We start from the raw sequence: 26,095 nt of genomic DNA on the forward strand, positions 1-26,095 counted from the left end.
CACGTGACCGAAGGATGGAAGGGCAGGTCTCAGTAGACCGGCGTGCGGCACGGCGGATAGGGCGGCGCGCCGCAATAGCCGGGGCCGTAAGCCGGCACCGGACGCGCCGGCACATAATAGGCCGGGGGCGGCGGCGGGGGCGCGTAGTAGTAGGTCCGGGGCGGCTGCGTCGCGGCGGTGGCGACCGAGCCGATCAGCGCGCCGGCGACCAGGCCGCCGATCAGCGCACCCGTCGAGTTGTGGGCATAGACCGGCTGGCTCACCGCCAACGCCGGCAGGACAACGGCGAGGACCAGCCCCGCACGCATCGTCGTCGCGAATTTGCTCATATCCGACCTCTTGCGAATCGTCGCCCGACTATTGCCCGTCGACCTGCCGGGGACAAGCCGCACCTTGTCCCTTTACCGCCGCGGCATGGTGCCTGGACACCGAACGCCGGAATAGAAGGGTGCGATAATGATACCCGCCATTTTCCCGCGAACGGCCCGCCGGCGAGCGTCGGCGGTGCCCAATTCCGGCACGATGGTGCCCCATCATGGCCGCGATTGCGCGCCAGCGTGGCAGGTGGTCGGCAAACCAAACCGCACGCGACGCGTTGTCGTGGCGGGCCCGGCTCCTTTCCGGAGCGGGACGATAGTGGAGGTTGAAGTGGACAGACGTGGCTTTCTGCTCGGTCTTGCCGGCGCTCTCGGTGCCGGCGTTGCCGCCGGGGCTATGCTTTCGCCGGCCCAGGCCACCGTCCTTGGCCAGCTCAAGGACCTGACGCCGGAAGATGGGCTCGGCGACGCCGCCGTCGAGGCGGCCGGTACGACCCCCGACGGCACGCCCGTCGAGACGACCCAGTATTGGGGCCCTCCCGGCGCCTATCGGCGTCAGCGCCGTCGCCGGCGGCGGCGCGTGTGCGGCTGGCGCCGTGACCGCTGGGGCCGCCCGGTGCGTCGCTGCTGGTACGTCTGGCGCTGACGCGGCGCGAGCCATCCGGATCGAAGAGGGCGCGGACCGGTTCCGCGCCCTTGTCTTACGTATGGCCATCCGAAGCCAAGTCGAGGAAGGCCTGCGTCGCCTTGGTGGCGTAGCGCTCGCGGTGGCGCAGGGCCAGGAAGCGGCGCGAGGGAACGGGAAACTCGATCAGCGCCATCGTCCCGGCGCGAATCGATCCCTCGACCACGCGATGCGAGATGACGGTGACGCCGCTGCCGGCTTCCACCGCCGCCCGCACCGCCTCGTTGGACGGATATTCCAGCACCACGCGCAGGGCCTGCGGCGCCACGCCGAGGCCCTGCAGATGCGCCTCGAAGATCGCCCGCGTGCCCGAGCCCGGCTCGCGCAGCACCCACGGCCCTTCCGCCAGCTGCCCGGCATCGCGCGGCGCGCGCCATGCCCAGGGATGGGTGACCGGCGCCACCAGCACCATCTCGTCCTCCGCCACCGCCGTCGCGGTGAGCACCGGCGCGTCCACCTCGCCTTCGACGAAGCCGAGATCGGCCGCCCCGTCGCGCACGCAGGCGGCGACGAAATCGGTGTTGCCAATCACCAGGCTGGTCGCGATGCCGGGATAGCGCGCGCGGAAACGCTCGATCAGCGGCGGCAGCCAGTAGTTGGCGACGGTCTGGCTGCCCGCGAGCGCCAGCGTGCCGTGCGCGAGGCCGGCGAGATCGGCGAGAACCTTCTCCGCCGCCGCGGCGCGGGCGAGCACGGCGCGGGCCTCGTCGAGGAACAGCCGGCCCGCCTGCGTCAGCACGATGCCGCGGCCCACGCGGTCGAACAGTCGGGTGGCGTGGCGCGCCTCCAGTGCCGCCACCGCCGCACTGGTCGCCGACTGGGTCAGGTTGAGATCGCGCGCCGCCAGGGTGACGTGCTCGCGCTCGGCGACGGCGACGAAGATACGCAACTGCTCGAGCGTCATGGGTCTCCCGGCCGGTCGTTCATGCGGTCATCTTCACCAGCATCAGGCTGAAGGCGGCGATGAAGAGGAAGGCGGCGAAGCCGAGCAGGAAGGGCCTCATACCCTTGGCGCGCAGCTTGCCGATATCCGTCTCCAGCCCCATCGCCGCCAGCGCCATGGAAAGCAGGAAGGTGGTGACGAGCACGATGACGGACTTCAGCTCCGCCGGCATCGTCATCACGCTGTTGACCGCGACCATGCCGAGGAAGCCGAGCACGAACCACGGCATGGGCGGACGGGCGCGGCCCGCGCCATGGCCGCGCCGCGCCGCGCGCCGGGTCGCCATCAGTCCGAGCACGATGACCACCGGCGCCAGCAGCATGACGCGCGAGAGCTTGGCGACGGTGCCGAAATCGCCGGCCGCCGGGCCGTCCTGATAGGCGGCGGCGACCACCTGCGCGATCTCGTGGATCGAGGCGCCGGCCCAGAGCCCGTAAGCATGCGGGGCGAGGTCCAGCACCTGCGGCAGCAGCGGATAGAGGAACATCGCCACCGAGCCGAAGACGGTGACGCAGGCCACCGCATAGGCGACATCCTCGTCCGGCGCCCGCGTCACCGTGTTGGTGGCGATCACCGCCGAGGCGCCGCAGATCGAGGTGCCCGCCGCGATCAGCTCGGCGAGGCCGCGCTCGACGCCCATCAGCCGGCCGAGCCAGGTGGTGAACAGGAAGGTGGCCGCAAGGGTGAGCGCGATGACGGCGAGGCCGCTCGCCCCGACCTCCGCCACCTGCGCCGCCGTGAGCTGGAGCCCCAGCAGCACGATGGCCGCCCGCAGCACCCGCCGCATCGCAAAGACCACGCCCTCGCGGGCCCGGACCGGGGTGCCGATGAGATTGTGGAAACCGATGCCGATCATGATCGCCAGGATCATCGGGCTGAGGACGCCGACGAACGGAATCTGCCGCAGGCCGTAGGCCGCGCCGGCGATCGCCGCCGTGAGGGCGATGCCGGGCCAGATGCCGTAATGACGGGGCTTGGAAGCCTTGCGAGCATCGGCGAAATCCGCATCCGCAACATCGACATGGGCGACCATGACCGTCCCTCCTGGGTGACGGTCCTTGATCGCAAGCGCCGATCATTCGATCCAACGGATAATATCGCACAAATCGTTCGGTAAAAACGAATGGTTTGTGCGTGCCTTCGCTCGCGGACGGAACGGAAACGCCGGACGTCGTGACGATGGGGGAGAGGAATTCAGGGGAAGGAGCCGGGGCCCGTGGCCGCGCCGGAACGGTGGATGGTGCCGCTTGTCAGACTCGAACTGACGACCTCCGCATTACGAATGCGATGCTCTACCAACTGAGCTAAAGCGGCACGCGCGGCTCTGATAGCCGCGACGCCCCTTTTTTTCAAGCGTCGCCTGATGCGGGGCGGTCTTTGCCCGGCGCCTTCCCGGAATCCGTCAGCCCCACGGGCCGCGCCGGCCACCGTCCCCGGCGCCGCGCCCCCAGGGATCCGACGACCGATCCGACGACCGATCCGCCGCCGGTCGGGGAGCCTGCGGCGCGCCGCCGGCCCACGCGCCGGAAGAGCCCGGCTGGGAAAAGCCGCCGCCCATCTCCTGCGCCAGCGCTTCCAGCGCCGCGATGCGGTTCTCGGTGTTGGGATGGGTGGAGAACAGGCTGTCCATCCGCTCGCCCGACAGCGGGTTGATGATGAACATATGCGCCGTCGCCGGATTGTGCTCGGCCGGCATGTTGGGGATGCGGTGGGCGGCATTGGCGATCTTGCCCAGCGCCGAGGCGAGCCACAGCGGCTGGCCGCAGATCTGCGCGCCGAGCCGGTCGGCCACATATTCGCGCGAACGCGAGACCGCCATCTGCACCACCATGGCGGCGAGCGGGGCGAGGATCATCATCGCGATGGTGCCGATGACGCCGAAGGGATTGTTGTTGTTGCGGTTGCCGCCGAAGAACATGGCGAAGTTGGCGAGCATGGAGATGGCACCCGCCAGCGTGGCGGTGATCGTCATGGTCAGCGTGTCGTAGTTCTTCACATGCGCCAGCTCGTGCGCCATCACGCCGGCCACCTCCTCCCGCGAGAGCGCGTTGAGCAGGCCGGTGGTGGCGGCCACGGCGGCGTTCTGCGGGTTGCGGCCGGTGGCGAAGGCGTTGGGCTGGGGATTGTCGATGAGATAGACGCGCGGCATGGGCAGGCCCGCCCGCGCCGCCAGCGCCTCCACCATGTTGTAGAAGTCCGGCGCGCTGGAGCGGTCGACCTCGCGGGCACCGTACATCGACAGCACCATACGGTCGGAATTCCAGTAGCTGAACAGGTTCGTGCCGGCGGCGAAGAGCAGCGCGATCATCATGCCGCCGCGCCCGCCCAGCATGTAGCCGACGGCCATGAACAGCGCGGTCATGCCCGCGAGCAGGATCGCCGTACGGAAATAGTTCATCGGACCCTCTTAACCGTGCCGCCGTCTCCTCTGTCGGCCGGCGGCTGCCGTAGGGATAGAATGGGAGGCGCCGCCGATGCCCGCAAGATCGTTCGGGAAGGACGGCACGCTTGACGCGGTGCGCCCGCCGGTGGTTCCAATGTCGCCATGACCCGTCCCGATCCCGCTTCCGGCGACACGCCGGCCGCTCCGTCGCAGCCGGCCGCCCGCCCGCTTACGCCCGCCGCCGAGCGGGCGCTGGCCGAGGCCGCCGCCCGGCGCGCCGCCGCGCAGCCTTTCACCGGCCCGAAGGAAATCGACGGCCGCGACGGCCCCGAGCCCGTGCGCTATGGCGACTGGGAAGTGAAGGGCATCGCCTCGGATTTCTGACGCCGACGGGCTTCGCCCCCGGTCAGTCGCCGCCCGTTCCCGGCTTGTCGCGCCGCATCGCCTTCACGCCGGCGCGCCGCGCCTTGCCCTCGAGCCGCCGCAGCTTCGAGCCGAGCGTCGGGCGTGTCAGGCGGCGCGTGACCGGCACCACCGCCGCCTCGCGCACCATCTCGACCAGCCGGGCGACCGCGTCGGCGCGGTTCTGTTCCTGCGTGCGGTAGCGCTGCGCCACCAGCACAATCACCCCTTCCTTGGTGAGCCGCCGGCCGGCGAGGCGTTCCAGCCGCTCCTTCACCGCGTCGGGCAGCGTCTTCGAGCCGCGCACGTCGAAGCGCAGCTGCACCGCCGTCGAGACCTTGTTGACGTTCTGCCCGCCGGGACCGGAGGCACGCACGAAGCTCTCGACGATCTCGTCCTCGTCGAGCCAGACGCGCGGGGCGACGGGAATCATGCGGGAATCGCGAACGGCGCGAAGGCCGGGACCGCATCAGCGATGTGCCGCCACCCGGTCATGGACGCGGCTCGCCGTCGATCGCCTCCAGCCGCTGGCGCACCTTGTCGAGCTCGGCCAGCGTGGTGCCGAGCTGCGCGCTGAGCTCGCGCGTCAGCCGCCGGGCGGCGTCGGGGTAGCCTTCCAGCGTGCGCAGGAACACCATGCGGGGGATGCGCATCACTTCCGCATCTTCCAGCGCCGTGGCGGTGGCGGGCCGCTTGGTGTCGGTGAGCAGGGCCATCTCGCCCAGAAGGGCGGTGGGACCCACCTGCACCGCCTGGCCGGGCCGGCGGGCCAGGGCGGGATCCGCGCGGGTGATGGCGAAACTGCCGCGATGCACGACATAGGCGCAATCGGCCGGATCGCCCTCGCGGAACAGCGCCTGTCCGCGCGCCACGGAATAGTGCTCCAGGCTGATGGCGATCACCCGCAGAGCCTCACGGCCGATCAGCGTCAGCGTCGGCACACGTTCCAGAAAGGCGATGTCGTCCTCGATGGACATTCGGCAGGCGAAACTCCACGGCGGGACGAATCAATCGTCCCGCTCAGGGCAGCAATTTGTAGCCTCCAGCCTCCGTGGCAAGGAGATTGGGGTGCGAGGGGTCCTTTTCGATCTTCTGGCGCAGGCGATAGATGTGGGTTTCCAGCGTGTGCGTGGTGACGCCGGAATTATAGCCCCACACTTCCTGCAGCAGGATTTCGCGCGCCACCGGCTTCTTTCCGGCCCGGTAGAGATAGCGCAGGATCGCCGTCTCCTTCTCGGTGAGCCGGATTTTCGAGTTGCGCTCGGTCACCAGCATCTTGGCGCCGGGACGGAACGTGTACGGGCCGATGGTGAAGATCGCGTCCTCGCTCGCCTCGTGCGAGCGCATCTGGGCGCGGATGCGGGCCAGCAGCACCGCGAAGCGGAACGGCTTGGCCACATAGTCGTTGGCGCCCGCTTCCAGCCCCATGATGGTGTCGCTGTCGGTGTCGTGCCCGGTGAGCATGATCACCGGCGCCTTGAAGCCGCCCTCGCGCATCACGCGCACGGCCTCACGCCCGTCCTTGTCCGGCAGGCCGACATCCATCAGCACGAGATCGACGCGCTGCGCCTCGACCTCGTTGATGGCGGCCTGGGCGGTATCGACGGCGACCACCTCGAACTCGTCATAGAGCGAGAGCTGCTCGACCAGCGCCTCGCGCAGGTCCTTGTCGTCGTCGACCACCAAAACTCGTTGAGCGTTCGCCATGTCGCGTTCCCGAATGTCCGCTTTCCGAATATCCGCGTTTCCGCAAGGCCGCCGACGGAAGCACTTGTTCGTGGCACGCCGCGCGTCCACTTTGCGCAGCGTCGGATGGATGCCCCACGTCCCGGAGTAGGCAGGCGGGGCGCGTTCGGCAAGAGTCGGCCGGCCCGCAGATCGACGTAGGAGCGGGTTCGTGACGTGATCGTGAACGGAAAACGCGTGAAGAAGAAGCCCCTTCGCAAAGAAACCCGCAGGAATTTGCCGCTCGCGCGCTCCCGCGCCGCCCGTCTGCGGGTGGTCGCGCGTCCGGGGGCGGAGCCGCGGGATCGCCAGCGGGGCTGGCTGTTTCTCGACGGCCGCGCCATTCCCGTCGCGCTCGGCCGTTCCGGCGTCCGCGCCGACAAGCGCGAGGGCGACGGCGCCACGCCGCGGGGCGTCTGGCATCCGCGCGAGGTGCGCTACCGCGCCGATCACGGCCCGCGCCCGGTCACCGGCCTGCCGGTCCGCCGTACCCGGCCCGACGACGGCTGGTGCGACGATCCCGGCGACGGGCGCTACAACCGCCCGATCCGCCGGCCGTTCAAGGCCTCGCATGAGGAGATGTGGCGGACCGACGGGCTCTACGACCTGGTGATCGTCCTCGACCACAACGCCCGCCCGCGCCGGGCGCGGCGCGGCTCCGCCGTCTTCCTGCATCTGGCGCGCGGCGCCTTCGAGCCCACCGCCGGCTGCATCGCCTTCCGCCGCGCCGATCTCCGGCGCCTGCTCGCCCGCATGTCGCCGCGCACGGCGATCGAAGTGGTGTAGAGGCGCGCCTCAGCGCCCGCCGAAGATGGCGCTGCCCACCCGCACATAGGTGGCGCCGAGCGCGATGGCGGTCTCATAGTCGCCGCTCATGCCCATGGAGAGCGTGGACAGGCCGTTGCGGCGGGCGATCTTGGCGAGCAGGGCGAAGTGCGGCGCGGCGGGCTCGTCCGCCGGAGGGATGCACATCAGCCCGTCGATCGCCAGCCCGTGGACGTCGCGGCATTCGGCGATGAAGGCGTCGGCCTCCTGCGGCACGACGCCCGCCTTCTGCGGCTCCTCGCCGGTGTTGACCTGCACCAGAAGGCGCGGCGCCGGGCGCCCGTCGAGCTTCGCGAACTCCTTGGCCAGCGCCGCCGCCAGCGAGGGACGGTCGAGCGTGTGGATGACGTCGAACAGGCCGAGCGCCTCGCGCACCTTGTTGGTCTGCAACGGGCCGATCAGATGCAGTTCCAGATCGGGGAAACGGGCCCGCAATTCCGGCCACTTGGCCTTGGATTCCTGCACCCGGTTCTCGCCGAACAGGCGCTGGCCCGCCTCGAGGACCGGCAGGATATGCTCCGGACCGAAGGTCTTGGAAACCGCGACCAGATGGACCTGCGCCGGATCGCGGCCGGCATCGCGGCACGCCTGCGCGATCCGCTCCCGCACCTCGCCGAGCCGGCTCGACACTTCCATTGACAGATCGCCCGTCATCGCCACCACCTATCGTGGAGGGAGGCATGGCCGGGCCGCACCGATGCTGTCAATAGAGGTGCCCGAAACAGGCGATCCGGAACAGATGTCCCGAGGCCCCGCAGCGGCTACCGCCTGCCCTTGCGGCAGCGACGGCTGGCCGATAACGTCCGCAGCCACATAAAGCACGCCGCGAGAACAACTTGACCAGCGATCGGGGTCCGACCCCCGTTTCCGACCCTTCCGCTCCGCCGCCCCGGCTCGCTCCTCCGGCAGGGGGACAGAGGCCACGGCCGCGGACAGTGAGCCTGCGGATCCGGCTGGCGGTCTTCGCGCTGCTGGTCATGACCATCGTCGCGAGCGAGCGCACCTACAGCATCGTCCGGCTGCACATGGACAATCTCGCCGCGGCGGAAAGCCACGTGACGGACCTGCTGGAGCGCGGCGTCGGCCAGTTCAGCGCCGCCGTGTCCAGCGCCCACGCCGTGCTCTCCACCCTCGCCGCGACGCCCGGCACGGTGCCGGTGGACAACGCGCTCTACACCGCCACGCCGTCGGACCAGACGCCATCGGTGCCCGATCCGGGCATGACGCCAGACGCACCCTCGCACTGCCAGGCGCTGCGACCGGTGCTCGAAAGCTCGCCCTCCATCGCATCGCTGACCATCGTGGCGCCGAACGGGATCGTTCGTTGCGGCACGGCGAACGGCGCGGTCGGCCTCGACCTGTCGACCCGCGACTATTTCCGCATCGCGATGCGCGGCATCCCGTCCCTCGAATCGGTATCGGTCAGCTACGTCACCGGCACGCCCAGCCTCTATGCCGCCCAGCCGGTCATCGGGGAAAACGGCGACGTCGTCGCGGTGCTCGTCGCCCGTATCGAGCTGAGCGACCTGCTGCCGCGCGAATTCCTGTCCGACCTCGGACCGACGGCGCAGGTCATCATCGTCGACCCCGCCGGCGCGCTGGTCATGACCTATCCGGACGGCCTGCCGGTCACGGCCCGCATGGACCTGTCGGACACCGCGCCGGTGGCCCGCGCCATGAGCCGCACGCGCGGCACCATCCTCGCCGAAGGGCCGGACGGCGTGCGCCTCTACGCCTTCACGCGCCTGCCCGCCACCAATCTGCACCTGCTCGTCGGCGTCGACGAGGCGATCATCCTGAAGCCGGTCGAGCGGGCCACCTGGTCCGCGGGCCTGATGCTGCTCGTGCTCAGCGGCATCATCCTGTGCACCTTCTGGCTCGCCGGCGAACGGCTCATCGTCGCCCCCGTGCAGGCGCTCGCCAACCGCCTCGTCCGTTTCGGCCGCGGCGAGACCGAGGAGGCGCCGACCGCCCACCTGCTGATCACCGAGCTCCAGCCGCTGGTGGTGGCCTTCGAGCACATGGCGGGCGAGCTCACCCGCCGGGAATCGGCCCTGCGCAACGCCAACCGTCGCCTCAACTCGCTCGCCAGCCTCGACCCGCTGACCGGCATCGCCAACCGCCGCAGCTTCGACGCCGCGCTCGCCCTGCAGTGGAACACGGCGACGCGGCTCGGCATGCTCATGATCGACATCGACAAGTTCAAGGCGTTCAACGACCACCACGGCCACCAGGAAGGCGACCACTGTATCCGCCTCGTCGCCCAGACCATCGCCTCGACGATCCGCAGCTCGGACATGGTCGCCCGCGTCGGCGGCGAGGAATTCGCCGTGCTGATGCCTGGCGCCACCCTCGCCGCCGCAACGGAGGTCGGGCAGAGGCTGCGCCGGGCGATCGAGAGCCTCGCCATCGAGCATCCCACCGGCGTGACCGGCGTGGTCACGGTCAGCATCGGCTGCGCCGCCTGCGATCCGGGGCCGGCACTGGCGGTCGGCGATCTGGTGGCGGCGGCCGACAAGGCGCTCTACGAGGCGAAGGCCGCCGGCCGCAACGAGGTGCGCAGCGCGAAGACGGTCGGCGCCGGCACCGCAGACGACGCCCGCCGCGCCGCCGAGGGCTGAGCCGAAGGTTGACCGGGCGCACGACTTGGTGCCTAGTCCGGCGCCATTATCCGCAAGCGGTCATCCTCGCGACGTCCGCCATTTCAACAGCCTGCCCATATAGAAGCCTGCCATGACCACCGAGCGTTACAATGCCCGCGAGGCCGAGCCCCGCTGGCAGAAGATCTGGGACGAACGCGGCATCTTCCGCACCCGCAACGACGATCCGCGTCCCAAATACTACGTGCTCGAGATGTTCCCCTATCCTTCCGGGCGCATCCATATCGGCCATGGCCGCAACTATGTGATGGGCGATGTCGTCGCGCGCTTCAAGCGCATGAAGGGCTTCAACGTCCTGCACCCCATGGGCTGGGACGCCTTCGGCCTGCCGGCGGAGAACGCCGCGATCGAGCGCAAGACCCATCCGGGCAAGTGGACCTACGAGAACATCGCCACCATGCGCGACCAGCTCAAGCTGCTGGGACTGTCGCTGGACTGGTCGCGCGAGATCGCCACCTGCGACCCGGAATATTACGGCGAGCAGCAGCGCATCTTCCTCGAATTCCTCAAGGGCGGCTTCGTCTACCGCCGCGAGAGCGAAGTGAACTGGGACCCGGTCGACAACACCGTGCTCGCCAATGAGCAGGTGATCGACGGCCGCGGCTGGCGCTCCGGCGCGCTGGTCGAGCGCCGCAAGCTCGCCCAGTGGTTCTTCCGCATCACCGCGCTGGCGCAGGAGCTGCTCGACGGCCTCGACACGCTGGACCGCTGGCCGGACAAGGTGCGCCTCATGCAGCGCAACTGGATCGGCCGTTCAGAGGGCCTCCACGTGCGCTTCGCGCTGGAGAACGCGCCGGCCGACCTGCCCCGCGAGATCAAGGTCTACACGACCCGCCCGGACACGCTGTTCGGCGCCTCCTTCCTCGCGCTCTCCCCCGGCCATCCGCTGACCGAGACACTTGCCGCCGGCAATCCGGCGCTTGCCGCCTTCGTCGAGGAATGCCGCCGCGGCGGCACCTCGACGGCGGAGATCGAGACGCAGGAGAAGATGGGCTTCGACACCGGACTGAAGGTGCGCCATCCGCTCGGCGGTCCCGATCTGCCGGTCTACGTCGCCAATTTCGTGCTGATGGAATACGGCACCGGCGCCATCTTCGGCTGCCCGGCGCACGACCAGCGCGACTTCGACTTCGCCAGCAAATACGGCCTGCCGATCACCCCGGTGGTGCTGCCGCCGGACGCCGACCCCGCGACCTTCTCGGTCGCCGACGGCCCCTATGAGGGCGACGGCACGCTCTATAATTCCCGCTTCCTCGACGGCCTCGCGGTTCCCGAGGCGAAGGAAGCCGTCGCCGCGAGGCTCGAGAACGACGTTCTCGGCAACGCGCCGGTCGGCGAGCGGACAGTGAATTTCCGCCTGCGCGACTGGGGCATCTCGCGCCAGCGCTATTGGGGCTGCCCGATCCCGATCATCCATTGCGACGCCTGCGGCCCGGTTCCCGTTCCCGAGGACCAGCTGCCGGTGCGCCTGCCGGACGACGTGACCTTCGACCAGCCCGGCAACCCGCTCGATCGCCATCCGACGTGGAAGCATGTCGACTGCCCGCAATGCGGCGCCCCGGCCCGGCGCGAGACCGACACCATGGACACCTTCGTGGATTCGTCCTGGTACTTCGCGCGCTTCGCCTCGGAGCCCGGCACCGCGCCGCTGCAGAAGGCCGCCGCCGACAAGTGGCTGCCGGTCGACCAGTATATCGGCGGCATCGAGCACGCGATCCTGCACCTGCTCTATTCGCGCTTCTTCATCCGCACGCTGAAGAAGCTCGGCCGGGTGTCGGTGGAGGAGCCCTTCGCCGGCCTCTTCACCCAGGGCATGATCGTCCACGAGACCTACAAGGACGCGGAAGGACGCTGGCTGTTCCCCGAGGAGGTCGAGCGCGACGCCGAAGGGCAGCCGGTGAAGGTGGGAACGGGCGAGCCCGTGACCATCGGCGCGCCCGAGAAAATGTCGAAGTCCAAGAAGAACGTGGTGCCGCCGGAGATCGTCGCCGACACCTACGGCGTCGACTGCGCGCGCTGGTTCATGCTGGCCGACACCCCGCCCGAGCGCGACAGCGAATGGACCAGCGCCGGCATCGAGGGCGCCTGGCGCTTCGTGCAGCGCATCTGGCGCCTCGTCGGCGACGCCCTCGCCCTGGCGCCTGAAGACGTCGCCCGGCCGGCTGATTTCGGCTCCGAATCGATTGCGCTGCGCCGTGCCGCGCACAAGCTCGCTGCGCAGGTCGAGGACGATGTAGAGCGCCTGCGCTTCAACGTCGCCGTCGCCCGCGTGCACAGCTTCGCCAACGTGTTCGGCGATGCGCTGGTCGCGGCCCGCAAGGGCGGCGACGTGCCGGCCGATCTCGCCTTCGCCCTGCGCGAGGCGGCGGCCTTCCTCGTTGCCGTGGTCGCGCCGATGGTGCCTCATCTCGCCGAGGAATGCTGGCAGGTGCTGGGCGCTGCCGGCCTCGCCGCCGAGGCGCGGTGGCCGGCCGTCGAGCCCGCCCTGCTCGCCGAGGACACCGTTACGCTGCCGATTCAGATCAACGGCAAGCGCCGCGGGGAGATCGTCGTGCCGAAGGACGCCGCGCCCGGCGAGGTCGAGAAGGCGGTGCTTGCCCTCGATGTCGTCACGCAGGCACTCGACGGACGCGCGCCGAAGCGTATCATCGTGGTGCCGCAGAGGATTGTGAATGTCGTCGCCTGACCGGATGAACCCGATGCCCTCCCGCCGCCGCCTGCTCAGTCTCGCCTGCGCGTGGCTGCTCGCCGCTTCCACCGCCGGCTGCTTCCAGCCCATGTATGCCGAGACGACGCCGGGCCAGGGATCGGCGCTGGCCGAGAACCTCAGCCAGGTCGAGGTCGCCTTCGCCGGCGGCCGCGTCGGCAACGAGGTCCGCAACGACCTGATCTTCGAGCTGACCGGCGGCGCCGGGAACCCGGTGGGCGCTCCCTACCGGCTGATCCTCAAGGTCCGCAACTCGACCACCGAGGCGGCCGTGGTGAGCCCGCTCACCGGCCTGCCGGAAGTCGAACTGGTGACCGTCGACGTCGACTGGCAGCTCTTCGATGTCGGCGACCTGAAGACCCCGCTGAAGACCGGCAACGCCTTCGGCAAGGCCTCGCTGGACAGCGGCTATCAGCGCTTCGCCCGCGCCCGCGCCATCCGCGATGCGGAGAACCGCTCGGCTCGTGTCGCCGCCGAATCGATCAAGAGCCAGCTCGCCTCCTTCTTCGTGACGCGCGCGCCCAAGAGCTGAACCGCCATGGTTGCGGTCAGGCCGGGCGACGTCGAGGCGACGCTGACGCGTATCGATCCGCTGCGCCCGGTGCTCCTGCTCTTCGGCCCGGACAGCGGGCTGGTGCGCGAGCGCGCCCGCGCCTATCTCGCCCGCGCCGCCGAAGGCTCGGACGATCCGTTCGGCATCGTCCGCCTGGACGGTGACGAGATCTCCGGCGATCCCGGCCGGCTGGTCGACGAGGCCGGCACGGTCGCGCTGTTCGGCGGTCGGCGCGTGGTCTCGCTGCGGGCAGGCGCGCGCAACATCGTCCCCGCCGTCGAAGCTCTCCTCGCCTCCCCGCCCTCCAATGCCATCGTGGTCATCGAGGCCGGCGACCTCAAGCGCGGCACCGGCCTGCGGGCGCTCTGCGAGGGCTCGCCGCACGCGCTCGCCATCACCTGCTACGCCGACACCGACCGCGACCTCTCCCGGCTGATCGACACCATGACGGCGGAAGCCGGCATCTCCATCGAGCGTGACGCGCGTGCCGAGCTGCTGGGCCTTCTGGGCAGCGACCGGCTGGCCTCACGCGGCGAGATCGCCAAGCTGCTGCTCTATGCCGCCGGCGAGCCGCGCATCACGCCCGAACATGTGCGCGCCATCGTCGGCGACGCCTCGAGCCTCGCGCTCGACGAGATCGCCGACGGCACCTTCGCCGGCCAGCCGGGAGACATGTCGACGGCCTTCGCCAAGGCCATCGGCGAGGGCATGCGGGCGGACATCATCCTCGGCGCGGTGTGCCGTACGGCGCAGTCGCTGCACCAGATGCGTCTCGGCATCGAGACCGGCGGCAGCGTCGAGCGCGCGGTCGAGGGCGCCCGGCCAGCGATCCATTTCCGGCGCAAGCCCCTGGTCGAAAAGGCGCTTCGGAGCTGGACCGCGGCACGGCTGGAGACCGCCCTTCTGGCCCTCGACGACGCGCTGCTGACGGCGCGCCGCAACGCGGCGCTCGGCCCCTCGGTGGCGGAACGGGTTCTTCTGCAGATCGCCGGTCAGGCCCGGCGCGGCTAGCGATTAACGGGCGCCTCAGCCCGCCGCCAGGCGGCGGCACACCTCGTCGAGCTGGTCGAGCGAGGAATAGCGGATGCGGATCTCGCCCGCCTCGCCATCGTGCTTCAACGTCACCTGAAGGCCCAGCTCGTCGGAGAGCTTGCGCTGCAGCGCGGCGGTGTCGGCATCGAGCGCCGGAATCGTCTTCGGCTTGCGCGGCGGCTTGCCGGCGGCTTCCGCCTTGGCGACGTTCAGCTCCTGCGCCAGCGCCTCGATGGCGCGCACGTTCATGCCCTGCTCGACGATGGCCCGGGCAAGCGCTTCCGGATCGTCCTGGGTCAGCAGCGCGCGCGCATGGCCGGCGGAAAGGCGCCCATCCGCCAGATATTCCTTCACCGTCTCCGGCAGGCGCAGCAGGCGCATCGTATTGGCGACGTGGCTGCGGCTCTTGCCGATCACCCGCGCCAGATCGTTCTGCGAATAGCCGAACTGATCGGCGAGCGACTGGTAGCCGGCCGCCTCCTCCAGCGGGTTGAGATCGGCGCGCTGGACGTTCTCGATGATCGCGATCTCGAGCGCTTCGCGGTCGTTCACCTCGACGACGACGATCGGCACCTCGTGGACGCCGGCGCGCTGGGCGGCCCGCCAGCGGCGCTCGCCGGCGACGATCTCATAGGCATCGCGCTCGCCGGCCACCTGCCGGACCACGATCGGCTGGATGATGCCGCGCTCATGGATCGAGGCGGCGAGGTCTTCCAGATCCTCCTCGGCGAACGTACGGCGGGGGTTGCGCGGGTTCGGGCGCAGGAAGGCGAGCGGCACCTTGCGGGCGCCGCCGCCCGACCGGCCGCGATCGTTCGCCGCGCCGCTGTCGTCGCCCATATCGCCGATCAGCGCCGCGAGGCCGCGCCCGAGCCGCGAACGTCCGCCGTCTTCCGCCATCGCCATTACGCCCTCCTCACGCTGCCGCCGTTGCGCGCAAGGTCCGCTCGCGCTGGATTATTTCGGATGCGAGACGAAGATAGGCCTGCGATCCGACGCATTTGAGATCGTAGAGCAGCACCGGCTTCCCGTAGGACGGCGCCTCCGACACCCGGACATTGCGGGGGATGATGGTCTCGTAGACCTTCTCGCCCATGAACTGGCGCACATCCTCCACCACCTGGCTGGAGAGATTGTTGCGCGCGTCGAACATGGTCAGCACGACGCCGTGGATGGTAAGATCGGGATTGAGCGTCGAACGCACCTGCTCGACCGTCTTCAGAAGCTGGGACAAGCCTTCCAGCGCGAAGAACTCGCACTGCAGCGGCACCAGAATGGCGTTCGCCGCCGCCATGGCGTTGACCGTGATCAGGTTCAGCGAGGGCGGGCAGTCGATCAGCACATAGGTGTAGTCGATATCGTTCCGCTGGCGAATCGACATCCCCGACGGGGCGTTCAGCCGCCGGATAGCGTCGCGCAGTCGATAGGCGCGGTCGCGTTGCCCGGCCAACTCCAGCTCGACGCCGGAAAGGTCCATGGTGGAAGGCGCGATGTGCAGTCGCGGCACCGCCGTCTCGAGGATAGCGTCGCGGAACTCGACCTCGCCGGTCAGCACGTCATAGGTCGAGACGCGGCGGCTGCGCCGGTCGATGCCGAGCCCGGTCGAGGCGTTGCCCTGCGGATCGAGGTCGACGATCAGCACGGTCTCACCGATCGCCGCCAGCGCGGTGCCGAGATTGATCGCCGTCGTGGTCTTGCCGACGCCGCCCTTCTGGTTGGCGAGAGCGAGTACGCGCGGCATCGGGCGCGGCGCGTTCGGTGCGAGCGGAACCTCATCCGTCATGATGTCGATCCTGCTAAACGGGCGCGGAGCCCGGTGACGTCGATACCAGCGGCTCGGCCGCCCGGACGATCAGGACATGGCCTCCACGATCGGTCAGGCTGCCCTTGATCTGAGCCTTGAGTTTCCAAGATTTAGAGGCTTGGGTCAATTCGTTATCAACATCTTGTCCCTTGAGGAACAGTCCCGTTGCCCCCTGCGCAAGGAACGGCACCGCCAGCTCCAGCAATTTCGGCAATGGCGCAAGCGCGCGGGCGGAGACGATCTCCACGCCGGTGGCGATCTTCGGCGCCACCTGTTCGATACGAGCCGGCAGCACCGTCACCGGCAGTTCCGCGATGCGCGCCGCCTCGCGCAGGAAAGCCGCCTTGCGGCTGTCGCTCTCCACGAGGGTCACGTCCGCCTCCCGCCGCTCGGCCAGCGCCGCCGCGACCACGAGACCGGGAAAGCCCCCGCCGGAGCCGAGGTCGACCCAGCGGGTCGCCTCCCCCGCCAGCGGCACGAGCTGGAGCGAATCCGCGATATGGCGTGTCCAGACCTGCGGCAGCGTCGCCGGCGCGACGAGATTGATCGTCCGCTGCCATTTCTCCAGCAGCGCGACGATGGCATCGAGCCGCTGCTCTGTTTCACGTGAAACAGGCGTGAGTTGCAGCGCGCGGGCGCGGTCGGACGAATCGCTTTCGGTCATGAGCGCAGTATAGCGGCTCGGAACCTACCGCGCGCGGCGCGCATGCGCCGCCAGCAATGCCAGGGCGGCCGGGGTCATGCCATCGATGCGGCTCGCCTGGCCAATGGTACGGGGGCGAATCGATTCCAGCTTGGCCTTGATCTCGTTGGAGATTCCGGCAAGGCCGCGATAGTCCACCTCGGAAAGCTCGGCCGCCTCGTCCCGGCGGAAGGACGCGATGTCCGCCTCCTGCCGATGCAGGTAAACGGCATATTTCGCGTCGATCTCCACCTGCTCGCCGATGCGCGCCTCCTCCACCGACGCCTCCGGCCAGATCCGACAGATGTCGGCCCAGCCGACATGCGGATAGGACAGGAGATCGAAGGCGCTGCGGCGCTGGCCGTCCCGGTTCAGCGTCAGCCCATGCCGGTCGCCTTCCGCCGGCGTCAGCGACACCGAGCGGCTCCATTCGCGCACCCGCTCCAGCGCCTCCCGCTTCGCGGCGAAACGCGCGCGACGCTCCGTGCCGACGAGGCCGAGTGCCTCACCGCGATCGGTGAGCCGCTGGTCGGCATTGTCGGCCCGCAGCGACAGGCGGTACTCGGCACGCGAGGTGAACATGCGGTAGGGCTCGCTTACGCCGCGCGTCACCAGGTCGTCGATCATCACGCCGATATAGGCTTCCGCCCGGTCGAAGGTCACGCCCTCCATGCCGCCCGCCCGGCGGGCCGCATTGAGCCCGGCGACCAATCCCTGCGCCGCCGCCTCCTCATAGCCGGTGGTGCCGTTGATCTGCCCGGCCAGGAAAAGCCCCTTCGCCTTGCGGGTCTCCAGCGTCGGCTGCAGTTCGCGCGGATCGACGTGGTCATATTCGATGGCGTAGCCGGGCCGCAGCATCGCCACCCGCTCAAGGCCGGGAATGGTCGCGAGCAGAGCGAGCTGCGCGTCCTCCGGCAGCGAGGTGGAAATGCCGTTGGGGTAGACGGTCGGATCGTCCAGTCCCTCCGGCTCGAGGAAGATCTGGTGCCCTTCCCGCTCGCCGAAGCGGACGATCTTGTCCTCGATGGACGGGCAATAGCGCGGACCGACGCTACGGATGTTCCCGGAATACATCGCCGAGCGCTCGATGTTCGCCCGGATCACCGCATGGGTTTCCGGCGTGGTGCGGGTGATGCCGCACTGGACTTGCCGGTTGGTGATCGCCTCGGTCAGGGTCGAGAAGGGTTCCGGCGGCGTGTCCCCGTCCTGCATCTCCAGCCCCGCCCAGTCGATGGTCCGCCCGTCGAGGCGCGGCGGCGTGCCGGTCTTCAGTCGCCCGAGCGTCAGGCCGATGGCGGCGAGCGAACCCGACAGGCCGCGCGCCGGCTGTTCACCCATCCGCCCGGCCGGCATCTGCCGGTCGCCAATATGGATCAGCCCGTTGAGAAAGGTGCCGGTGGTGATGACGACGGCGCCGGCTGCGACCACCCGGCCATCCGCCAGGACCAGCCCCTGGACGCGGCCATCCGTCATCAGGAGACGATCCGCCTCCCCTTCCACGACCGAAAGGTTCGGCTGCGAATCGATCGCCCGCTGCATGGCGGCGGCATAGAGCTTGCGGTCGGCCTGCGCGCGCGGGCCGCGCACGGCCGGCCCCTTGCGGCGGTTGAGCACGCGGAACTGGATGCCGCCCTGGTCCGCCACCCGGCCCATCAGCCCGTCCAGCGCATCGATCTCGCGCACGAGGTGCCCCTTGCCCAGACCGCCTATGGCCGGGTTGCAGGACATGGCACCGATGGTGGCGAAGGCGTGCGTGACCAGCGCGGTGCGCGCGCTGAGCCGCGCGGCCGCCGCCGCCGCTTCCGTGCCCGCATGTCCGCCGCCGACAATGACGACGTCGAAGGAAAGATCGTGTTCGTTCATGGCTGCCCGATCCGCACCATATGGGCGCGCGTCCATTCGCCTGTTTCAAGCCCGCGAAAGATGGCGGCGTCAAGCCAAACGAACGAGGGCAAATATCGGGATTGGTGAACGGCGCTGATTCACGTGAAACATTTCGTTTACGAATCGGACCAGCATGCGCCGGTGTTTCACGTGAATCCCCGTCTCGACGGCCTCACTTACCGATGCAGAATTCGCGGAACACCACGTCGAGCAGATCCTCGACGCCGATGGCCCCGGTCATCCGCCCGAGCGCGCGTCCGGCGAGGCGCAGCTCCTCGGCCATTAACTCATCGTCGAGATGATCCCACCGGTCGAGAGCGAAGCCGAGCCGGCCCGCCGCTTCCGCCGCGCTGGCGCGGTGACGCTCGCGGATCAGTGCCGGGTGCTCGCTGCCGCGTGCGCGCTCGGCGACGAAAGCCCCGACCGCCTCGGTCAGCGCATCGAGGCCGGTGCCGAACTTCGCCGATACCGAAAAGCTCTGCCCGGCCCAGCCGGACCCCATCGGCGCGGCGGCGCTCGGCGCGTCGAGCTTGTTGGCGACCAGCCACAGCTCCGCGCCTTCCGCCTCGATCTCCGGTCGCTCCACCGGCGGCGGTCCACCCGCCGCATCGTGCACCCACAGGACGAGGTCCGCCTCGGCGATCCGGGCACGGGCACGGCGGATGCCCTCGGCTTCCACCTTGCCCTCCGCCATGCGCAGCCCGGCCGTGTCGACGAGCGTCACCTTGTGTCCGCCGAGATCGAGCGCGACCTCCAGCACGTCACGGGTGGTGCCGGGCTCATCGGAGACGATGGCGACGTCACGTGCGGCGAGTGCGTTGAGCAGCGACGACTTGCCGGCATTAGGCACCCCGGCGATGGCGACCAACGCGCCCTCGCGCACCATCGCCCCACGACGGTCGGCAAGCGCCGCTTGCAGCTCCGCGAGCAGCGCCGTCACTTCCGGCCGGGCGAGCGCACGTGCCTCCGCCGGTACGTCGTCCTCCTCGGCGAAATCGATGCCTGCCTCGATCAGCGCCATCGCCCGGATGAGCCGCCGCCGCCACTCCTCCACCCGCTGGCCGAGATGGCCAAAGGCATGGGCGAAGGCGAGCCGGCGCTGCCCCTCCGTCTCGGCGGCGATGAGATCGGCGAGGCCTTCGGCCTGCGTCAGGTCCATCCGCCCGTTGAGGAAGGCGCGGCGGGTGAACTCGCCGGGTTCGGCGGGGCGCAGGCCCGGCAGGGCGAACAGTGCCGCCAGCACGGCCGTGACAACGGCGCGGCCGCCATGGATCTGCAACTCTGCCATGTCCTCGCCGGTGGCGCTGCGCGGGCCGGGAAACCAGAGCACCAGCCCCTCGTCCAGCAACTCGCCATCCCCCGGATTGCGCAACCTGGCCAGCGCCGCCCGGCGCGGCTCGGGCAGACGGCCCGCCAGCGCCCGCACGGCCGGCCCCGCCGCCGGCCCGGAAATGCGGATGACCGCGACCGCGCCGCCGCTTCCCGAGGAGACCGCCGCGATGGTGCCGCCGCCCGACGTCACCGTGCCAATTCCGCTTCCCTCCTGCACACTCACCCGCTACGCCCTATCTCTTGAGACGGCCCCGAAAAACCACGCCTCGCGCCGCTCCAACAGCACCGCCCACAGCAAGACCCTGTCATAAGCCGGAGAGACGCCTTGCCCAACCACCTCGCCGACGCCGCCAGCCCTTATCTGCTCCAGCACAAGGACAATCCCGTCGACTGGTGGCAGTGGCAGCCCGAGGCGTTCGCGGAGGCGCGCCGCACCGGCCGGCCCGTCCTGCTCTCCGTCGGCTACGCCGCCTGCCACTGGTGCCACGTCATGGCGCATGAGAGCTTCGAGGACGAAGCCACGGCCGCGGTGATGAACGAGCTGTTCGTCAACATCAAGGTCGATCGCGAGGAGCGACCCGAGGTCGACCAGATCTACATGTCGGCGCTCCAGCAGCTCGGCGTGCAGGGCGGCTGGCCGATGACCATGTTCCTCGATGCCGAGGGTGCTCCCTTCTGGGGCGGCACCTACTTCCCCAGGGAAGCGAAATACGGCCAGCCCGCCTTCGTGGACGTGCTGCGGACGATGGCCAATGCCTATGCCTCCGGCGATCCGCGCATCGCGCAGAACCGTACCGCCCTGCTGGAGCGGCTGCGCCAGAAGGCGCGTCCCGCCGGCCAGGTGGTGATCGGCCCCGCCGAGCTCGACGAAGCGGCGGGCCGCATTCTCGGCATCATGGATCCCGAGCATGGCGGGCTGCAGGGCTCGCCGAAATTCCCCAACACGCCCTTCCTCGATCTGCTCTGGCGCGCCTGGGAACGCACCGGCCGGCAGCGCTTCCGCGACGCCGCGCTGCACGCGCTCGACGGCATGAGCGAAGGCGGCATCTACGACCATATCGGCGGCGGCTATGCCCGCTACTCCGTCGACGACCACTGGCTGGTGCCGCATTTCGAGAAGATGCTCTACGACAATGCGCAGATCCTGGAGTTGCTCGGCCTCGCCTATTCCGAGACGCTCGCCGACCTCTTCCGCGCCCGCGCCGAGGAAACGGTCGGCTGGCTCCGGCGCGAGATGATGACCGAAGGCGGCGCCTTCGCCGCCAGCCTCGATGCCGATTCCGAAGGCCATGAGGGCCGCTATTACGTCTGGACGCTCAAGCAGGTGCTCGACGCGCTCGGCGCGGAAGATGCCGAGTTCTTCGCCCGCCACTACGACATCGCGCCCTTCGGCAATTGGGAGGGCGTTTCGATCCCGAATCGATTGAAGGAGGTCGACCGCTCCGGTGGCGACGAGGCCCGGCTCGCTTTGCTGCGCGACAAGCTGCTGGCGGTGCGTACGACGCGCGTGCCGCCCGGACGCGACGACAAGGTACTGGCAGACTGGAACGGGCTGATGATCGCCGCCCTCGCCGGCACCGCACCCCGCTTCGGTCGCCCGGAATGGATCGAGCTGGCCGCCGGTGCCTTCCATTTCATCGCCGAATCGATGGTGAAGGACGGGCGTCTCGGCCATAGCTGGCGGGAGGGACGGCTGGTCTTTCCCGGCCTCTCCTCCGATTATGCGGCAATGATCGGTGCCGCCCTCGCCCTGCATCAGGCGACCGGAGACGCCGCCTATCTCGACCGCGCCGTCGCCTGGCAGGCCGAACTCGAGGCCCATCACGCCGCCGAGGATGGCGGCTATTACCTCACCGCGGACGATGCCGAAGGGCTGATCCTGCGCCCCGACGCCACCGCCGACGATGCCGTCACCAATCCGAACGCGCTGATCGCCCGCAATCTCGTGCGCCTAGCGACGCTGACCGGCGAGGAACGCTACCGCGAGCGCGCCGACCGGCTGTTCGCCGGCCTGCTGCCGCGTGCCGCCCCCCATCTCTACAGCCATGCCGGCCTGCTCAACGCCCTCGACAGCCGGTTGCGCGCACCGGAGATCGTCGTTGTCGGCCAAGGCGAGACGGCCGTGTCCCTGCTCGACACCGCCCGCCGGTTGCCGCGCGCCGATCTTGTCATCCAGCACGTCACCGACGACGCCGCACTTCCGGCCGGGCATCCCGCGCGGGAAAAGATGGAGGCGATCGACGGCGATGCCGCCTTCGTCTGCGCCGGCTCCGTCTGTTCGCTGCCGGTTACGGAAGCCAATCGGCTGGCCGAAGCCGTGCGGTCGGCGGGTCCATCAATCGGCTGAGAGGAGTGCGACCGGACCTCGCCCCTCCTCCGGGGGTAAATCGGCGATCTGGGGACAGGGCTGTGGATAAGTTGTGGGCATTTTTCGCCGGATGCCCGCGATTCCTCAGAAATCGCTGCTGACGGTCATTCAGCCTTTTCCGATGGATGGATCGGACAGACGGTCAAATCGCCGTCCTGAGTCATTTCTGAAGGCTATCGTTTCGCCTACGAAACAGCCTCATTCATTGCAATGAGGCATCTAGTAGTAGTTCGCCTTGCGAAAATGCCGCCTCTACCGGGCGCGGCCTATTCCTTCCGGCCGAAACGGATATTCGCGAACATCAGCGGGACCACCAGCATCAGCGCCCCGGCAAGGTCGGCCTGGAAGATGTAGGCAAGGCCCAGTTCCTCCCGCACCGCCGGTCCGATCACCGGGTCGGCGAAGTCGGCGACGAGGCCAGAGATGAACAGCGCGGCCGGGAGCCAGACGGTGAGCGGCAGCCACCAGCGCCGGCAGGCCATGACCCAGCTCAGCGCGGCAATGCCGATCACGAAGATCCACAATTCGGCGGAAGGGGGTTCACGCTCGGCGATGCCGGCAGCCGCCGGCATCGTGGAAAGCAGAGCCACGGGAGCCCCGAGCACGGGGGTGACAACGAAGAGCCGGAAGAAACGTCCCGCCTTCATGCCGCCTCCCGTCGCGATGGCTCAGGTGTTCATGGAATCGAAGAAGTCGCCGTTCGTCTTCGTCTGGCGCAGCTTGTCGACCAGGAATTCGATGGCATCGACCGTGCCCATCGGATTCAGGATGCGCCGGAGCACATACATCTTCTTCAGAACATCGGCCGGCACAAGCAGTTCTTCCTTGCGGGTGCCCGAACGGGTGATGTCGATCGCCGGGAAGACGCGCTTGTCGGAAACCTTGCGGTCGAGGATGACCTCGGAGTTACCGGTGCCCTTGAACTCTTCGAAGATCACTTCGTCCATGCGCGAGCCGGTCTCGATGAGCGCGGTCGCGATGATCGTCAGCGAGCCGCCTTCCTCGATGTTGCGCGCCGCGCCGAAGAAGCGCTTGGGACGCTGCAGCGCATTGGCGTCGACACCGCCGGTCAGCACCTTGCCCGAGGACGGCACAACGGTGTTGTAGGCGCGGCCGAGGCGGGTGATCGAATCGAGCAGGATGACGACGTCGCGCTTGTGCTCGACGAGGCGCTTGGCCTTCTCGATCACCATCTCGGCGACCTGCACGTGGCGCTGGGCCGGCTCGTCGAAGGTGGAGGAAACCACCTCGCCCTTCACCGAGCGCTGCATGTCGGTGACTTCCTCCGGCCGCTCGTCGATGAGCAGCACGATGAGGTAGCACTCGGGATGGTTGGTGGTGATGGACTGCGCGATGTTCTGCAGCAGCACCGTCTTGCCGGTGCGCGGCGGCGCCACGATCAGGCCGCGCTGGCCCTTGCCGATCGGCGCCACGATGTCGATGACGCGAGCGGAAAAATCCTTGCGCGTCGGGTCTTCGATTTCCAGCTTCAGCCGCTCGTCGGGATAGAGCGGGGTCAGGTTGTCGAAGTTGATCTTGTGCCGGATCTTGTCCGGATCCTCGAAATTGATCGTGTTGACCTTGAGGAGGGCGAAGTAGCGCTCGCCGTCCTTCGGCGAGCGGATCTGTCCTTCGACCGTGTCTCCGGTCCGCAGCCCGAAGCGGCGGATCTGGCTGGGCGAGACATAGATGTCGTCGGGCCCGGGCAGATAATTGGCATCCGGCGAGCGCAGGAAGCCGAAGCCGTCGGAGAGGATCTCGACCACGCCCTCGCCGATGATGTCGGTCTCGCGGGCCGCGAGCTGCTTGAGAATGGCGAACATCAGCTCCTGCTTGCGCAGCGTGCTGGCGTTCTCGACCTCAAGTTCCTCGGCGAACACCAGAAGTTCGGCGGGATTCTTGGACTTGAGGTCCTGGAGCTTCATTTCCCCCATGGGAAAAGGCCTCGATATCGATATTGGAGAGACCCGGCCAAGCGATAGAACCCGCCGGGACTGCAAAAGGGTGGGAAACGCTGGTCTGCGGACCTGGCCGAGAAGATCGGCCTCTTGTCCGAACACACCGGGCGGCATCGGGGAAGATGCCCGCCAAAGCGGAGCGTCAGCCAGCTTCGTGGAAGTAGCGGCAACATAGGCAAAGCCACGATTCGGCGCAAGCCTGCCGCACGAAGCTTTGACGCGATCAAAACGGCTTTACGATGACGAGGATCACGATGCCGATCATCAGCAGCGTCGGAACCTCGTTGATGAAGCGATAGAAACGCGGCGGACGGGTGTTCCGGTCCTCGGCGAAATCGCGCACCCGCTCGGCCAGAAAGCCGTGGAAACCGCTCATGCCGAGCACCAGCGCGAATTTGGCGAGGAACCAGCCGGAAAAATACCAGCCGCCGTCCCAGGCGAGATAGAGCCCGGCGAGCCACGCCACCCCCATGGCGGGGTTCATGATCGCCTTCAGCAGGCGCCGCTCCATCACCTTGAAGGTCTCGGACTGCGGCGAGCCGGCGGGCGCGTCGCAATGATAGACCATCAGCCGCGGCAGATAGAGCAGGCCCGCCATCCACGAGATGACGGCGATGACGTGCAGCGCCTTGATCCACTCATAGAGCATGGCGAGCCGCCTTCCTCAGCTCCCCCGCACCCGCGCGATCATGCGTTCCACATGGGCGATGGGCGTCTCCGGCCGGATGCCGTGACCGAGATTGAAGATATGCGCCGCGCCGTGGAAATCCTCCATCAGCGCATCGATGGCACCGTCGAGCGCCTTGCCGCCGGCGATCAGCGCCAGCGGATCGAGATTGCCCTGCAACGCGCATTTGCCACCGAGCGCATAGCGGGTGGCGCGGCGGTCCGCCGTCCAGTCCAGCCCGACGCCATTCACCCCCGTCGCCTGCACCAGCTCGGTGAGGCCCGAGAGCGTCGCACCCTTGGGAAAGGCGATGATCCGCGCGCCCGGCACTTCGGCCCGCACCGCCGCCACGATCCGCCGGATCGGATCGATGGTCCAGCGGCGGAAAGCCTCCGGATCGAGCACGCCCGCCCAGCTGTCGAAGATCTGCACCGCATCGGCACCGGCCCGGAACTGACCGATCAGATAGCGCGCGGAGGTCTCGACCAGCCGGTCGATCAGCGCCGCGAAGAAGGGGGGATCGATGAACGAGACCAGCCGCGCCGGCGCCTGGTCGGGCGTGCCGCGTCCGGCGACCATATAGGTCGCCACCGTCCACGGGGCCCCGCAGAAGCCGAGCAGCGCCATCTCGCGCGGCAGCTCGGCGCGGATACGGGCGACCGCCTCGAACACCCGGTCGATCTTGCCGGGGTCGAGTTCCTCGCGCAGCGCGGCGAGCTCAGCCGCGTTGGTCACAGGCACGAGGCGCGGTCCCTCGCCGGCCTCGAAGGTGAGCGAACAGCCCAAAGCATGCGGCACGACGAGAATGTCGGAGAACAGGATCGCCGCGTCGAAGCCGAAGCGGCGGATCGGCTGGAGCGTCACCTCGACGGCATGATCGGGCGTGTAGCAGAGGGAGAGGAAGTCGCCCGCCTTCTCGCGCACCGCCCGGTATTCCGGGAGGTAGCGTCCCGCCTGGCGCATCATCCAGATCGGCGTGCGCTTCGGCACATGGCCGTCGAGCGCCTGCAGCATGATGGGCAGGCCCATCCCGTTGTCCCCCGGCTCTTTCATACTTCTTTAATCTCTTTTGAAGGAGAGTCGTCTTTGTTTAGGTGAGGGCATTAGACGGGTTCCTCGCCCATCACAACCGACCCCCAGCTTGATCGCTGCGGGACGGCGCGTGCGC

General features: G+C 68.9%; 25 protein-coding genes and 1 tRNA gene. 8 read left to right on the forward strand and 18 right to left on the reverse strand.

The genetic code is table 11. The features are described 5' to 3' along the window. Window positions 1-29 precede the first annotated feature (29 nt). Window positions 30-329, reverse strand: coding sequence for a hypothetical protein (locus FO470_RS02520; RefSeq protein WP_144341339.1), 300 nt, complete (start codon window positions 327-329; stop codon window positions 30-32). A gap of 319 nt (window positions 330-648) precedes the next feature. Between FO470_RS02520 and FO470_RS02525 the strand changes: the two genes are divergently transcribed. Continuing rightward, window positions 649-963 carry a hypothetical protein gene (locus FO470_RS02525; protein ID WP_144341340.1) on the forward strand — a complete coding sequence of 105 codons (315 nt, stop codon included), beginning with the start codon at window positions 649-651 and terminating at the stop codon, window positions 961-963. Window positions 964-1,018: 55 nt separating this feature from the next. Here FO470_RS02525 and FO470_RS02530 read toward each other — a convergent pair whose 3' ends face one another. The 4 genes from FO470_RS02530 to htpX form a co-directional block, all read right to left on the reverse strand. Continuing rightward, window positions 1,019-1,906, reverse strand: coding sequence for a LysR family transcriptional regulator (locus tag FO470_RS02530; protein ID WP_144341341.1), 888 nt, complete (start codon window positions 1,904-1,906; stop codon window positions 1,019-1,021). A 19-nt stretch (window positions 1,907-1,925) separates the two neighbouring features. Beyond that, entirely contained in the window at window positions 1,926-2,978 is a 1,053-nt protein-coding gene (locus FO470_RS02535; protein ID WP_144341342.1) for a YeiH family protein, read from the reverse strand. Between the two features lie 205 nt (window positions 2,979-3,183). Continuing rightward, window positions 3,184-3,259 (reverse strand) — tRNA-Thr (locus FO470_RS02540). Window positions 3,260-3,347: 88 nt separating this feature from the next. Then, entirely contained in the window at window positions 3,348-4,343 is a 996-nt protein-coding gene (gene htpX, locus FO470_RS02545; protein WP_144341343.1) for a zinc metalloprotease HtpX, read from the reverse strand. Window positions 4,344-4,490: 147 nt separating this feature from the next. Here htpX and FO470_RS02550 point away from each other — a divergent pair, with 147 nt between their 5' ends. Further along, a complete protein-coding gene (locus FO470_RS02550) occupies window positions 4,491-4,712 on the forward strand; it encodes a DUF1674 domain-containing protein (protein ID WP_144341344.1) in 222 nt (73 codons plus the stop codon). A gap of 22 nt (window positions 4,713-4,734) precedes the next feature. On the opposite strand, the gene arfB is transcribed toward FO470_RS02550, so the two are convergent. From arfB to FO470_RS02565, 3 genes are read right to left on the reverse strand one after another with little or no spacing between them, the layout of a single operon-like run. Further along, window positions 4,735-5,163: an alternative ribosome rescue aminoacyl-tRNA hydrolase ArfB gene (gene arfB / locus FO470_RS02555; protein ID WP_144341345.1), complete on the reverse strand. Its 429-nt coding sequence runs from the start codon at window positions 5,161-5,163 to the stop codon at window positions 4,735-4,737. A 58-nt stretch (window positions 5,164-5,221) separates the two neighbouring features. Further along, window positions 5,222-5,707, reverse strand: coding sequence for a cyclic nucleotide-binding domain-containing protein (locus tag FO470_RS02560; protein WP_144341346.1), 486 nt, complete (start codon window positions 5,705-5,707; stop codon window positions 5,222-5,224). 43 nt (window positions 5,708-5,750) lie between these two features. After that, entirely contained in the window at window positions 5,751-6,437 is a 687-nt protein-coding gene (locus FO470_RS02565) for a response regulator transcription factor (protein ID WP_144341347.1), read from the reverse strand. 216 nt (window positions 6,438-6,653) lie between these two features. Between FO470_RS02565 and FO470_RS02570 the strand changes: the two genes are divergently transcribed. Beyond that, window positions 6,654-7,241, forward strand: a complete 588-nt coding sequence (locus FO470_RS02570; protein ID WP_246659449.1) for a L,D-transpeptidase family protein — start codon at window positions 6,654-6,656, stop codon at window positions 7,239-7,241. A gap of 9 nt (window positions 7,242-7,250) precedes the next feature. On the opposite strand, the gene FO470_RS02575 is transcribed toward FO470_RS02570, so the two are convergent. After that, window positions 7,251-7,934 (reverse strand): YggS family pyridoxal phosphate-dependent enzyme, encoded by a 684-nt coding sequence (locus FO470_RS02575; RefSeq protein WP_144341349.1) that lies wholly within the window; start codon window positions 7,932-7,934, stop codon window positions 7,251-7,253. Between the two features lie 281 nt (window positions 7,935-8,215). On the opposite strand from FO470_RS02575, the gene FO470_RS02580 reads away from it, so the two are divergent. The 4 genes from FO470_RS02580 (at window position 8,216) to holA (ending at window position 14,211) form a co-directional block, all read left to right on the forward strand. Next, window positions 8,216-9,901 carry a sensor domain-containing diguanylate cyclase gene (locus tag FO470_RS02580; protein WP_144341350.1) on the forward strand — a complete coding sequence of 562 codons (1,686 nt, stop codon included), beginning with the start codon at window positions 8,216-8,218 and terminating at the stop codon, window positions 9,899-9,901. 112 nt (window positions 9,902-10,013) lie between these two features. Then, window positions 10,014-12,626 (forward strand): leucine--tRNA ligase, encoded by a 2,613-nt coding sequence (leuS, locus tag FO470_RS02585; protein ID WP_144341351.1) that lies wholly within the window; start codon window positions 10,014-10,016, stop codon window positions 12,624-12,626. Further along, on the forward strand, window positions 12,613-13,179 hold the full coding sequence (locus tag FO470_RS02590; protein ID WP_246659450.1) for an LPS assembly lipoprotein LptE: 567 nt from the start codon (window positions 12,613-12,615) through the stop codon (window positions 13,177-13,179). The genes leuS and FO470_RS02590 overlap by 14 nt, the downstream gene beginning before the upstream one ends. 6 nt (window positions 13,180-13,185) lie before the next feature. After that, entirely contained in the window at window positions 13,186-14,211 is a 1,026-nt protein-coding gene (gene holA / locus FO470_RS02595; protein ID WP_144341352.1) for a DNA polymerase III subunit delta, read from the forward strand. A 15-nt stretch (window positions 14,212-14,226) separates the two neighbouring features. On the opposite strand, the gene FO470_RS02600 is transcribed toward holA, so the two are convergent. The 5 genes from FO470_RS02600 to mnmE form a co-directional block, all read right to left on the reverse strand. After that, a complete protein-coding gene (locus FO470_RS02600) occupies window positions 14,227-15,138 on the reverse strand; it encodes a ParB/RepB/Spo0J family partition protein (RefSeq protein ID WP_144341353.1) in 912 nt (303 codons plus the stop codon). A 10-nt stretch (window positions 15,139-15,148) separates the two neighbouring features. Then, a complete protein-coding gene (locus FO470_RS02605; RefSeq protein ID WP_272482961.1) occupies window positions 15,149-16,015 on the reverse strand; it encodes a ParA family protein in 867 nt (288 codons plus the stop codon). A gap of 13 nt (window positions 16,016-16,028) precedes the next feature. Next, the gene (rsmG, locus tag FO470_RS02610) at window positions 16,029-16,700 is read right to left on the reverse strand and encodes a 16S rRNA (guanine(527)-N(7))-methyltransferase RsmG (protein ID WP_144341355.1); all 672 of its coding nucleotides are present in this window, start codon (window positions 16,698-16,700) and stop codon (window positions 16,029-16,031) included. A 24-nt stretch (window positions 16,701-16,724) separates the two neighbouring features. Further along, a complete protein-coding gene (mnmG, locus tag FO470_RS02615) occupies window positions 16,725-18,581 on the reverse strand; it encodes a tRNA uridine-5-carboxymethylaminomethyl(34) synthesis enzyme MnmG (protein ID WP_144341356.1) in 1,857 nt (618 codons plus the stop codon). Window positions 18,582-18,774: 193 nt separating this feature from the next. Beyond that, on the reverse strand, window positions 18,775-20,124 hold the full coding sequence (gene mnmE / locus FO470_RS02620; RefSeq protein ID WP_210244893.1) for a tRNA uridine-5-carboxymethylaminomethyl(34) synthesis GTPase MnmE: 1,350 nt from the start codon (window positions 20,122-20,124) through the stop codon (window positions 18,775-18,777). Window positions 20,125-20,259: 135 nt separating this feature from the next. Between mnmE and FO470_RS02625 the strand changes: the two genes are divergently transcribed. Beyond that, window positions 20,260-22,281 (forward strand): thioredoxin domain-containing protein, encoded by a 2,022-nt coding sequence (locus FO470_RS02625; RefSeq protein WP_144341358.1) that lies wholly within the window; start codon window positions 20,260-20,262, stop codon window positions 22,279-22,281. 287 nt (window positions 22,282-22,568) lie between these two features. On the opposite strand, the gene FO470_RS02630 is transcribed toward FO470_RS02625, so the two are convergent. From FO470_RS02630 to hemE, 4 genes are all read right to left on the reverse strand, one after another. After that, window positions 22,569-22,949: a hypothetical protein gene (locus tag FO470_RS02630; RefSeq protein ID WP_246659451.1), complete on the reverse strand. Its 381-nt coding sequence runs from the start codon at window positions 22,947-22,949 to the stop codon at window positions 22,569-22,571. Window positions 22,950-22,970: 21 nt separating this feature from the next. Beyond that, a complete protein-coding gene (rho, locus tag FO470_RS02635) occupies window positions 22,971-24,236 on the reverse strand; it encodes a transcription termination factor Rho (RefSeq protein WP_013168580.1) in 1,266 nt (421 codons plus the stop codon). A gap of 247 nt (window positions 24,237-24,483) precedes the next feature. Beyond that, complete coding sequence (gene hemJ, locus FO470_RS02640) at window positions 24,484-24,909, reverse strand: protoporphyrinogen oxidase HemJ (RefSeq protein ID WP_144341359.1); 426 nt, start codon at window positions 24,907-24,909, stop codon at window positions 24,484-24,486. Window positions 24,910-24,924: 15 nt separating this feature from the next. Further along, window positions 24,925-25,956, reverse strand: a complete 1,032-nt coding sequence (hemE, locus tag FO470_RS02645; RefSeq protein WP_246659452.1) for a uroporphyrinogen decarboxylase — start codon at window positions 25,954-25,956, stop codon at window positions 24,925-24,927. Window positions 25,957-26,095: the final 139 nt, after the last annotated feature.

The organism is Ancylobacter moscoviensis (genome assembly GCF_007559435.1).
Classification (GTDB): domain Bacteria; phylum Pseudomonadota; class Alphaproteobacteria; order Rhizobiales; family Xanthobacteraceae; genus Ancylobacter; species Ancylobacter moscoviensis.